Genomic DNA, 12,362 nt, shown 5'->3' with positions numbered 1-12,362 from the left:
CACCCAACAAATTTGGGCTTTATCTTCTTAAGTTGACACCAATGAGCATTGCTAAACCCTGAAGCGCGTATTTGTATCATTATTAAGGTGAAATGGTATTACCTCTTGCAATAGCCTCCTTACCATCACAAGCATCGGCAGCGCAAATCATTGTTAGACCAATTATCCATAAAAACAATGTTGTTGTCCGTCCACGTCCAGTTGTCCACCAAAAGTTGATTCCTGGGCATTGGGAACAAACACGACATGGTAGACGCTGGGTTCCTGATCACTATGTAAGAGTTTAATCTTGCTGAAGTAAGAAGATTAAAAGCGGTATTACCCGCCCTTTTACTTACTTCTAAATTACTCTGATAAACTAGAGGTTACAAAACAATTGCCCCAATAAAACTCTCACCTTTGTGGTGAGAGTTTTATTTATAATTATTTGTCAAATGGTAAGGCTGGAGATGAATTTTTAGGAAATATTGCTAAATCGGTTGCGGGGTCAAAAAAGTGAATTTTATCTGTAATTAATGATAACCACAATTGATCGCCAACACTCACTGATCTTTCTGGTGGGACTCGTACTTGTAGGTAATCAACTGTGTTCCTAGAAGAATCAGAATCAGCAATTGTGACGCTGAGAAAACTATCGTTACCTAAGTTTTCTACTAAATCTACTAGGACAGGTAAATTTTTCGTAGCGGGTACACTTAAGCTCAAGTGTTCTGGGCGAACGCCTAAAATTAGAGTTTGCCCATCATATTTTTGTAGAGCAGTTCCCCAAATTTGTGGGAGGGTAAGACGAAACTGGGAATGGGTAATTAATAAGGGAGCATGAAACTCCACAGGAATGAAATTCATGGGTGGCGAACCAATGAATTCTGCAACAAACCGATTAATAGGGCGGTTGTAAAGTTCTAAGGGAGAAGCAACTTGTTGAATTTGCCCTAGATTCATGATTGCAATGCGATCACCCATTGTCATTGCTTCTGTTTGGTCATGGGTGACGTAAATTGTGGTTGTCCCCAACTGGCGCTGTAATTTGACAATTTGAGCGCGGGTTTCCGCACGCAATTTGGCATCTAAATTAGAAAGCGGCTCATCCATTAAAAACACTTGGGGATTACGGGCGATCGCTCTTCCTAATGCAACTCTCTGCCTTTGCCCCCCAGATAGCTGTTTGGGTAAGCGATTGAGTAAGGCTTCAATTTGCAACATTTGCGCAACATTCCGCACCTGCACATCTACTTCCCGTTCTTTGTCAGAAATATAGCGGAGTCCTTTAGGTAGCGATCGCGTCATCCCCACAAAGAGATTCTCAGCCAAGTGTTGAAAATATTGAGATGAGGTGATTTGTCCCTCTGCTTCCCCTGCTTCCTGGCTTCCCTGCTCCGCATATCCAAAGCGGCGACGGAGTCCAAAGGCAATGTTGTCATACACCGACATATGGGGATAAAGGGCGTAATTTTGAAACACCATTGCGATGTCTCGTTCCTTGGGAGGAAGGTCATTGATCAAGCGATCGCCCACCCAAATATTGCCGCCTGTCATCACTTCTAAACCAGCTATTAACCGCAGTAAGGTACTTTTACCACAGCCAGAAGGCCCCACCAGTACCATAAACTCCCCATCGGCGATCGTCAGGTTAATGCGCCGCAGGACATTAATATTGTCTGCACGCTCTCGCTGTGCATCAGTTTTCTTACCAGAGGATAAGGACGATTGGGACGGCGAGGCGATACTTTCCCCTTTGCGAGGGGGAAAACTTTTATAAATATTTTCTAAGACAACTTGAGACACGAGTATTAATGATTCTCATTGGTTATGAGTTATTAGTCATTGGTCATTAGTCATTAACTGGAAACAAAGGACAAATGACAGATGACAGTTTAGCGTTAATCTTACACATTACACCTGAATACGAAAAGTTAAAAAAACAGCTTTCAGTATCAAAAGGAAACTAATCTTGATTCTAGGACTTTCTGAGGGTGTTGTTATGACTAACTCGATATCCGAAACTGCTCCTCCGGAGGCAACAGTTAATCCTGCCCATGACATTGTAGATGTAAAAACTACCGATTGTTGCATTGTTGGTGGCGGTCCAGCTGGGGCTGTGCTGGCATTGTTGCTAGCACGTCAAGGCATACCTGTGATGCTATTAGAAGCGCACAAAGACTTCGATCGCGATTTTCGCGGTGACACAATTCACCCATCAGTTATGGAAATTATGGAGGAGTTAGGCTTAAGCGATCGCTTGCTGCAACTACCTCATGCCAAAATGCGCCAAATTCGGATTCAAACTGCCGAAGATAGCGTCACTTTGGCAGATTTTAGTCACCTGAAAACTAAGTATCCATACATTACAATGCTTCCTCAAGTGAAATTCTTGGAGTTTATTACCCAAGAAGCGCACAAATATTCCAATTTTCAGTTGGTTATGGGAGCGAATGTCCAAGAATTAATTGTGGAAGATGGGGTAGTTCACGGTGTACGTTATCGGGGAGGTGGCGGTTGGCATGAAGTGCGAGCAAAACTTAGCGTTGGTGCAGATGGTCGCCACTCTAAGCTAAGGCAACTAGGTGGATTTGAATCAATTGAAACTTCTCCACCAATGGATGTTCTTTGGTTTCGTCTACCCCGCAAGGCAGAAGACGCAGAGGGCGGAATGGGACGCATTGCTCAAGGACACCTCATTGCCATGCTCGATCGGGGCGATGAGTGGCAACTTGCCTATGTCATCCCCAAAGGCGGCTATCAACAACTACGCGCTGCTGGTTTAGAAGAATTAAAAAAATCGGTGGTCGAAGTTGTACCAGAGTTAAGCGAGCGGATTGCCAATTTACATGATTGGTCACAAGTCGCCTTTCTCTCAGTTGAATCTAGCCGCGTCAAACGTTGGTATCGTCCAGGATTGCTACTCATTGGTGACGCTGCTCATGTAATGTCTCCAGTGGGTGGTGTTGGCATTAACTACGCAATTCAAGATGCTGTCGTCACAGCTAATGCGATCGCTAAACCACTTAAGAACCAAAATTTAGAACTCAAGGACTTAGCAAAAGTTCAGCGCCAAAGAGAATTACCCACACGGATCATTCAAGGATTTCAGACCTCGATCCAAAAACTGATATTTGCCAAAATTCTCACAACAGATCAAACTTTCCAACCACCTGCTTTTCTGCGCTTACCTATCTTGCGCGACCTCCCAGCGCGGTTGATTGCTTTGGGGGTTTTTCCGGTTCATGTCCAAACGTAAACTGTAACGAAATTGGACATGGATATTAATTTTCATGCTTGGTTGTGGAATTTTTTCGTGATTGACTGTTTTGAACCACATTTATAGTGGTACAATTATACTACTCAGTTGTAGAATTCAATGCTTGCTTTAGTCAAGCGAAGGGTGCGAAAGCATCCATCGCTTGGCTTTTATGCTAAAACTGACTCAACAGCAGTGCGTAAGTCCTACTCAAAAAAAAGAATGCATAAGTAATTAAACAGAATCAATTACACAGATTTTCTTCTTGTTCCCTGTTCCCTGTTCCCTGCCTTCACGAATAAATTTAATTTTGTCCAACTACTTATTAGAAATGTAAAAGTTAAAAATAGATATAGAGAGTAATTAGCGCTACATATCAAAACCCCACTTAAGAGCCAGCACTTGCGATTATCAGGAGGATTTTAATGAATAGCTGCGTTTTGATGGCGGAAATCGTACAAGAACCGCAACTACGCTATACAGCGGATAACTTAGCAGTCACGGAAATGCTTGTGCAGTTTCCCAATTCCCAAAAAGCAGAAGATGCACCAGCTACCTTGAAAGTTGTAGGTTGGGGGAATTTAGCCACAGACATTCAGCAAAACTACCATCAAGGCGATCGCGTCGTTTTGGTAGGACGATTAGGGATGAATACTATTGATCGTCCAGAAGGTTTCAAAGAAAAACGTGCTGAATTGACAGTGCAGCAAATTCAAAACGTAGGAGGCAGTTTCGATCTTAGTTCATCGCCATCGGTGGCTAGAAATCCATCAGTTACGGAAACAACCTCACGTCCACCATCTTCCCCTGTAGCTTCCACTCCTCAAAAGACTAACGCTAGTTATGAGTCAGCACGTCCTGCGCCTACCCCAGCTACTAGTACTGCTGGCGTCATTCCCAAAGTGAGCAACCCTGAACCTGTGCCTCAACCGACAAATTTTGAGCGGACTACTTATCCAGCAGTCAAAGAAGAAGAACCGAATATCGATGATATTCCCTTCTAACAGCAATTGCTGCTGAAAAGTTTTAGATAATTGATAACGGATGTAAGAGATGAGTTTTTTTGAGGCGCAAAGATAAACCATCCCCTACATCCGTTATATTTTTATTTACAGAACTTATGCACTCAGATCCCCCAACCCCCTTAAAAAGGGGACTTTAGAGGTTTCCCCCTCAAAAAGGAGGGTTAGGGGGGATCAGGGTTTCAGGCTTCAGTGCGTAAGTCCTAATTTATTCTCTTTAAGTACAACTCAAACTCAGCACTTAAAATCACTGTTAAACTCCAAATAACTATTTAATAAAAATTCATCACAATTCCCATGAGAGAAACTATCCTAGAGGTTCGCAATCTCCAAGTTGAATTTTCCAGTGATGGCAACATCCTCAAAGCCGTTGATGGAATCTCTTTTCAACTGCATCGGGGTGAAACTTTAGGAATAGTGGGAGAGTCGGGAAGTGGTAAATCAGTAACATCCCTAGCAGTAATGGGTTTGTTGCAAAGTCCCGGTAGAGTTAGTGGTGGGGAAATCTGGTTTCGTCATCAGGAGAATGGCACACCAATTAATCTAGCCGAGTTACCGCCTGAGCAAATGCAGCTATATCGAGGCGGCGACATCGCCATGATTTTTCAAGAACCAATGAGTTCACTCAATCCGGTTTATGACATTGGGTTTCAGCTAACAGAAGCAATTATGCGACATCAGAAGGTGTCAGCAAATGAAGCGCGTAAAATTGCGATCGCAGGTTTGCAAGAAGTCAAACTTCTTCCCAGCGATGATCGGATAGCACAGCAATATCTCGACACCTGGAACCAAACTAACCCAAATTCACCTAAACCTAATGAGCAAAAACTGGCGCAGTTAGTAAAGCAGCATAAAGAATCCATGCTCGAACGCTACCCGCATCAACTTTCTGGGGGACAGTTGCAGCGGGTGATGATCGCAATGGCAATTTCTTGTAACCCATTGTTATTGATTGCTGATGAACCAACCACAGCCTTAGATGTAACGGTACAAGCGACAATTCTGGAATTGATGCGAGAATTGCAGCAGCGCCGCGAGATGGCAATGATTTTCATCACCCACGACTTGGGACTAATTTCGGAAATTGCTGACCGAGTAGCGGTGATGTATCGAGGCAAAATTGTTGAATATAATACAGCAGCGGAAATTTTTAGCAATCCTCAACATCCATATACTAAAGGTTTAGTCGCTTGTCGCCCGACACTTAACCGCCATCCCCAAAAACTCCTGACAGTTTCCGACTACATGAATGTAGAGGAAACTCCAACCGGACAATTAGTAATTCAAGCCAAAGAACCCTCAGCACCCCCAGAAGTTACCACCGAACAGATAGTTAAAAGATTAGCAGACCTCAACGAAAAGCAACCTCTATTGCAAATCCGCAATCTCAAGGTTGGTTTTCCTGTTAAAGGCTTGTTTGGAGGCACAAAACGCTACACTATGGCAGTGAATGACGTTTCCTTTGATGTTAAACCAGGGGAAACAGTTGGATTGGTAGGAGAATCAGGTTGTGGTAAAACCACTCTCGGCAGAACTCTGCTGCGCTTAATTGAACCGATGAATGGGCAGATTATATTCGAGGGACAAGATATTACTACCCTCAAAGGCGAACCGTTGCAGAAACTACGGCGGGAAATGCAAATAGTCTTCCAAAATCCTTTTAGCTCCCTCGATCCACGCATGAAGGTTGGGGACGCAATCATGGAACCTTTGGTAATTCACTCTGTAGGTAAGACAAAGCAACAACGACGAGAACGTGTAGTTGAACTTTTAGAACGGGTGGGATTGAGTGCAGACGCTATCAACCGCTATCCTCATCAGTTTTCTGGCGGGCAACGCCAACGGGTTTGTATCGCCCGTTCTTTGGCATTAAATCCCAAATTTATCATCTGCGATGAATCGGTTTCAGCACTGGATGTCTCAGTGCAAGCGCAAGTTTTGAATTTGCTGAAAGAATTGCAGGATGATTTTAAATTAACTTACATATTTATTTCTCACGACTTAAGCGTAGTGAAATTTATGAGCGATCGCATTTTGGTCATGAATCGCGGTCAAATCGTCGAACAAGGTACAGCAGAAAGTATTTATCATGAGCCTAAAGAAGAGTATACACAGCATTTAATAGCTGCGATTCCCACCGGTAGCCCCGAACGGATGCGAAATCGCCAAAAGCGGGCATCATAAAAACTTTTGTACTGACCAAGAAGTAGTCAGGAGTCAGGAGCCTGGAGTCAGAATGACGAGTGTGCGAGTGGTGGATGACTTAGGGGTATCAAGCCCCCACTAATTGGATTCTGAATTCTTCTTCTTTGACTCATCCAGATGAAATCGAATCATTCCTAAGGTTTCGATTCCCTAGTTCCGGCTGGAGGATAGAAGGAGTTTGCATCTGCAACTGTTTGGCAAATTCTTCATCTTCTGTTATTTGGTGCCTGATTTGTTCCCAGCGGTCGTCATAAATCAGCTAAGGTGATACTTGAATATGGCAATACAATCTCATTCTGTTTTGGTTAAAAGAGCGATCGCCTATGGAATCCACATATATTAAGGTTTGCTCTGGTAGTTTTAGTAACGCTGCTGTAGCTTACAGGGAATTTTAATGAGAGTTGTGAAGTTAAACCCCAAAAGCGCGAAAGGTAATAATAAAGAAAATATATAAATTTATACCTTGATTCCTCTATTCCGCGATCGCTTTAGCTATAAATCCTTTATGTAAAGCGGATTATAGCGTTATTTAATTAGGCAGGGTGTAATACCCCCTATAGGTCTTGACCCCCACCTAATGTTTTATGTTAAAAAAAGCTCAGTCTCAATTGAGGCAGATAAATTAAATACATCGGCACCTAACTCAAGTTAGCCTTACGTGCAAAGTAGAAATCTGCTCATAGATACTATTATTGGCTTCACAGTAAGTGAGGCAGTTTTTTCATAGAGAATAGTTTAAAACAATGAATAAAAAATAGTTGTCTTAGCAAATATTGTTGCTAATTCAAAACATAGAAATTGAAGTTATAAATTATTTAATTGTGTAATCCTTATATTTATTTATATTTAAAAATGCTATTAAAAAAATTACTCATGTAAGTTTTATTATTTAAATAATATAATTTATTTCTCTTAAAGCATTATTTACTAATAAAGTGTAATTATATAAATTTTAGAATTATATTTTTATGATTGTAAAAATATTCAAATTGGATTGCTAGTAGTAAGCATTGAATTTTTATTAATCTAAATAATAAATTAAATTTATTATGTATAGTTTTAATGATTTTTTCTGAAAGCCTTGTATGGCAAGAAGTTTAGAAAAAGTTGTCATACTCCTAATAAGAAAATATTCTATTTAATTTAGTAAATAATATAAAAAATGAGATTTTTTATTAGATAACTTGAATTTCTACTATATCAGTTTATATGTATAGATATGTAAATGCAAATACAGTTGACATTGATAAAGAATTTAAATATCTTTACAGCTAAATATATTACATAAACTAAAGTGGCTTTAGAGATAAGATAAAGAAAAATAAAGCAAAAATCCAGTAAATTTACCGAGAAAAAAATAGTGTATGCATCGAAAGAAGTTGATAAAATAATTGCAATAGAAAAAACTTTAAAAATCCTATTGGTAAACTCCGATGAATTAAGCAGAATAGTAAGCAATTAAATACTCAAAAAATCTGGCATACAAATGCAATTATTAGTAGCCAGGAGATATTAAGCAGAAATTTTTAAGGATCAGCCGTTGTGTGTCTGCGGAGTAGATATTCTTCAAATTGTGCCAAAAGTAGAGGGAAAATTTTTGGGAACAGTTTGGAGAATAAAATCGCTAATGAAGAGCAACACCGACGGATATGGGAACAAATCGCCGTCAGGTAATCATGATTTTAACTGGACAGCACACCGATATGGGGAAAGAATCAATCTCCCCCCAACTACCGCAACAACTGGGGATACTCCAGCTACTTACTAACATTACAAACCAGCGGCTTACCCATTTACCGGATCTATTAGAAGTGATAGTTAGGGAAGTGTGTAATACCATTGATAGCGCTCAATTCTGTCTGATCGCGTTATATAATGCCCAAGCTCAACAGCTGGAATTAACCACCACAGCAGGAATAGGATCAGAAAAATTACCTTTTCTCAAACTCAATGGCAGTCTAGAATCTGGAGATCTTCTCTGGGGCTGGCGAGGTGAATCAATTTCCTCTGATGAGAATTTTAATACTAAGTCAGGTTTACTCACTCAGGTATTTGCCACTGGTGTAGCCCAGCTATTTCAAGGAACTAGAGAAGATATAGAGTGTGTTGTTGATGACTTTCCCTCATGCTCTTTGTTTCCTTGCGTCCCAGTCTTCTCAGCATTCACACCCGCTTCAATGTATGCTGTAGCTATTAAATCAGCACAAGCAGAACGATTGGGAGTACTGGCAATTGGTAACTGGGAAAATCCCCATGCTTTTAATGCTGTTTCACAAAACCTTCTGGATGCATTGGGTGAGGTAGCAGCGATCGCAATTAACAATACCATCATGCTGCAAGTCTTAGAGGAGCGTGAAGAACGGTTAGCCAGACAAAACGAAATTCTCTTAGAGCAAAATCACGAACTTGAACAAATCCGCCAGCAAATTCAGCTGCAAAACTTGCAACTTTTAGAAGCAGCAGAGTTAAAGTCCCAATTTTTGGCTACAACTTCCCATGAACTCCGCACTCCCCTGAATGTAATTTTGGGTTTATCACAAGTCTTGTTGCGTCAGCGTAGCTCCACCTTATCTGAGCAACAAATAGAGATGGTGCAACGCATTCTCAATAATGGCAATCATTTGCTATCCATTATTGAAGATATGCTTGACTTTGCTAATGTCGAAGCTGGTAATTTGTCGTTGCAAGCAGAAGAGTTTAATTTAGCGGATTTGGTTTTGACAACCGTAGCTGAACATCGTTCCCTAGCCGAGGAAAAGTTATTAGATTTGCAAGTAGATGTCAATCTTACTTGTCCCTTGATAGTAAACGACAGCGATCGCCTCAGGCAGGTTTTAGTCAAGCTGTTGTCAAACGCCATCAAATTCACAGCCACCGGTGGCGTTAAAGTCAAAGCTTGGGAAATTTCTAGTGAGAGAATTGCGATCGCAGTTCAAGATACAGGCATAGGTATTGCTCCAGATTACCTAGAGTGTATTTTTGAGCAATTTCGGCAAGTCGATCAAAGTAATAGTCGTAAGTATGAGGGTATGGGTTTAGGGCTAGCAATTACCAAATCATTAGTACAGATGATGCAAGGTACAATTAGCGTCACCAGCAACCTCGGTGAAGGCTCCACCTTCCACATCGAATTGCCAAAACAAATCAGCCTTCAGTGGGTAATTTAAAATAGTCAAGAGTCTATAGAAATCCGGTTTGATATTTAAAAAAATGACCTACTCTTAAAGCTTAAGTGTTGGGTGCCCTACGTGTATTTTAAAAATAAAATACTAGTCCTCTAGGCTAAAAACAATCACGCTGGAATCTGTGTATTTTCATCAGAAGCTATTTCACCCAACTCATGCCTGTCTAAACTTTTATTCCTATCTTGAAATTCATCCAACAACCTGTAGAAGGCATGAAAACCCTCTTGTTCGCTTCCACAATGAAGCATAATTATCTTAGCCCAAGAATTAGAAGTTGATACATGATATTTTTTTTGTATCCAAGGTTGAAACTCCCGATAAAAATCCATTTCTTCCATAGTTGCTTCAACCCCTAATTCTCTCAAAGCAGTTTTAAAACCAACTATAAAATGAAACAAATCACTGACAGAAGTACATCCAATATACATTCCTGGCTTAGTTTTAATTTTTGATAAAATCTCAAATAATTTGCTCATTTCCTCAAACCTCATTTCCATAATTATTTCGTTCTAAATCTCATCCAAATAATCAACAATAAATTCACCACTGGAGCATTCAAAATCATTGAGCCAATTCCTAAGAGTCAATCCCTCCGTTGACAAATTATCAAATACTCTTTCTTTAACCTCCACACCGTAATGAATCCCATTCAGTGTAATTGAATCGTTTATTAATAGCTTTTCTAGACGTTTACTAATTATATAATCCTCACCTAATCGCGTTTGAATTTTAATAATTCTTCCAGAAATACTATTCTCTCTTAACCACTGCATCACAGCAGTAGCGCATTCCTCACATTTATACAGTTCAAAATTTGCAACTATGCTACCAACTTCCTGATAAATCTTCTCATTGGATAACTGATTCACTCCCACACCCCAATATCAAATAAATCTTGTCCTCCTTGTCCCCCTGCTCCCAATACAGTTCGGATAAGCACTTTTCATTTCCCTTGTAGTTTGGGCAAAGGGCAAGGGAAAAAGGGTTAAGGGTGAATTTAAACCTTTCCCCTTTTCCCTTTTCCCCTTAACCGAACCGTATTGCCCCTGCTCCCTGCTCCCCTGCTTCCCTTCACTCCTTCCTCTCTGCTATCCTGAGCTTGGCAGAGCGCGATCGCGGATTTTGGGCAATTTCTTCTTCTTGGGCTGTGATCGGTTTTTTGGTTATAACTCGCAATAATGGTGAATTTCTTAAGCTATGCTTCACTATGCGGTCTTCTAGGCTGTGAAAACTGATCATTGCAATTCTGCCACCAGGAATAAGAGCGTTTGGTGCCTTATCCAAGAAGGTTTCCAAGGATTTTAGCTCGTCGTTGACTACAATTCGCAGAGCTTGAAAAACGCGGGTAGCTGGGTGAATTCTCCCATAACGGTATTTAGGAGGAACACAGGATGCGATCGCTTCTGCTAATTCCACAGTAGTATGCAACGGCCGTCTTTCGACAATACGTCTGGCAATGCGCCGCGATAATCTTTCCTCACCGTATTTAAAAAAGATTTCTGCTAATTCTGCTTCATCCCAGTCATTAATCACATCAGCCGCAGTTAATGATTGTCTTAGATCCATGCGCATATCTAAACTGGCGGTGTGGCGGAAGCTAAAACCGCGCTCTGGTGTATCCAAATGGTAAGAGCTAACTCCTAAATCGGCGACTATACCATCAAAAGTCCCCTGTGAAAATTCATAAGCGGCAAAGTTACTGCGAATGAAGTTAACCTGGTTTTGATATGCAACTAAATACTTTTGGGCGGCGGCTAAAGCATCCGCATCTTGATCTATAGCTGTTACTTGCACATTCAACGCGGCTTCTAACAGTAGGCGACTATGACCACCACCCCCTACTGTTGCATCTAAATAATGTCCACCGGAATGCACTGCTAAACCTTCAATTAGCTCCCGACTCAACACGGGAATATGTGAAAACATCGGTTCTTCTGTATCCAGCGGTTTTTGCGAATCTAGGCTCATGTTTATTTTTGTTTCTTTAGAGAGAATAAATAAAAACTTAATAAATTGCAATTTTAAGGATTTGATAAAGCTTTTTCAAAGATTTAACTTAGTTCTTCGGATGGATGACATATTGCCACTGAGAGGATTTGCGGATTTTTAATCACCCCTCTTAGTAGCAGTTTACAAGATATTCATATATACTAATGGGTACTATTGCTTATTTGAATTACTGGGATCAGGTATTAAACTAAGCTTGAACAAAAAGCTCCAGGGTATGGGAAGATAGTTCAGTTAAATTTTGATTAAGTACTTCCCCTGAGATTTCGCATTTACCACCGTAAATTCACTAATGATTGAAGTCAAATTAATTTTGACAAAATCTACGTGATATTAGTTTGTCGCCAAGCATCACGACAAATAAGTTTCGCGTGCATATCAAATTCATCAGTTATTCGGAGGTGGAAAGTTTTATGGATATGTGGATTGGCAAAAAATACCTGGCGATGGGAAATCGCACTTAAAAATCTAAAAATCTGGCGATCGCGCACAGATAGATGAAATGATAGGTTCTGGATGACAGAGCTATCGGAGGTTAATTATCAATTGGGAAATTGCTCAAATGTTTAGGCAACGCTCTCATCAGAGAAAATTTTTTGTAACTTTAGCTAGCAGCATGATGAAAGCAGCTGATCAATTCCGAGGGACACTTAAATACTGGCGTATGTTCCTCATTGAAACAGGACCAATGATGGTAGCGTGTGG

At 40.6% G+C, this 12,362-nt stretch carries 9 protein-coding genes; 5 read left to right on the top strand and 4 right to left on the bottom strand.

The features are described 5' to 3' along the window. Window positions 1-92 precede the first annotated feature (92 nt). Entirely contained in the window at window positions 93-287 is a 195-nt protein-coding gene (locus tag BV372_RS21840) for a hypothetical protein (RefSeq protein WP_256973377.1), read from the top strand. A gap of 136 nt (window positions 288-423) precedes the next feature. Here the strand turns inward: BV372_RS21840 and BV372_RS21835 are convergent, their stop codons facing one another. After that, a complete protein-coding gene (locus tag BV372_RS21835) occupies window positions 424-1,785 on the bottom strand; it encodes an ABC transporter ATP-binding protein (protein ID WP_086688588.1) in 1,362 nt (453 codons plus the stop codon). A 196-nt stretch (window positions 1,786-1,981) separates the two neighbouring features. Here BV372_RS21835 and BV372_RS21830 point away from each other — a divergent pair, with 196 nt between their 5' ends. From BV372_RS21830 to BV372_RS21815, 4 genes are all read left to right on the top strand, one after another. Next, the gene (locus tag BV372_RS21830; protein WP_086688587.1) at window positions 1,982-3,238 is read left to right on the top strand and encodes an FAD-dependent oxidoreductase; all 1,257 of its coding nucleotides are present in this window, start codon (window positions 1,982-1,984) and stop codon (window positions 3,236-3,238) included. 425 nt (window positions 3,239-3,663) lie between these two features. Next, on the top strand, window positions 3,664-4,242 hold the full coding sequence (locus BV372_RS21825; RefSeq protein WP_086688586.1) for a single-stranded DNA-binding protein: 579 nt from the start codon (window positions 3,664-3,666) through the stop codon (window positions 4,240-4,242). Between the two features lie 315 nt (window positions 4,243-4,557). Continuing rightward, window positions 4,558-6,444 carry an ABC transporter ATP-binding protein gene (locus BV372_RS21820; protein WP_086688585.1) on the top strand — a complete coding sequence of 629 codons (1,887 nt, stop codon included), beginning with the start codon at window positions 4,558-4,560 and terminating at the stop codon, window positions 6,442-6,444. A gap of 1,670 nt (window positions 6,445-8,114) precedes the next feature. After that, window positions 8,115-9,632 (top strand): ATP-binding protein, encoded by a 1,518-nt coding sequence (locus tag BV372_RS21815; RefSeq protein WP_086688584.1) that lies wholly within the window; start codon window positions 8,115-8,117, stop codon window positions 9,630-9,632. A gap of 125 nt (window positions 9,633-9,757) precedes the next feature. On the opposite strand, the gene BV372_RS21810 is transcribed toward BV372_RS21815, so the two are convergent. The 3 genes from BV372_RS21810 to rsmH form a co-directional block, all read right to left on the bottom strand. Beyond that, window positions 9,758-10,126 (bottom strand): hypothetical protein, encoded by a 369-nt coding sequence (locus tag BV372_RS21810; protein WP_086688596.1) that lies wholly within the window; start codon window positions 10,124-10,126, stop codon window positions 9,758-9,760. 33 nt (window positions 10,127-10,159) lie between these two features. Beyond that, on the bottom strand, window positions 10,160-10,519 hold the full coding sequence (locus BV372_RS21805; protein ID WP_086688595.1) for a papain fold toxin domain-containing protein: 360 nt from the start codon (window positions 10,517-10,519) through the stop codon (window positions 10,160-10,162). A gap of 202 nt (window positions 10,520-10,721) precedes the next feature. Then, the gene (rsmH, locus tag BV372_RS21800) at window positions 10,722-11,618 is read right to left on the bottom strand and encodes a 16S rRNA (cytosine(1402)-N(4))-methyltransferase RsmH (RefSeq protein WP_086688583.1); all 897 of its coding nucleotides are present in this window, start codon (window positions 11,616-11,618) and stop codon (window positions 10,722-10,724) included. Window positions 11,619-12,362: the final 744 nt, after the last annotated feature.

Origin of the sequence: Nostoc sp. T09 (genome assembly GCF_002154695.1) — a bacterium.
Classification (GTDB): Bacteria; Cyanobacteriota; Cyanobacteriia; order Cyanobacteriales; family Nostocaceae; genus Aulosira.
This window is presented reverse-complemented; position numbering and strand designations above follow the sequence as displayed.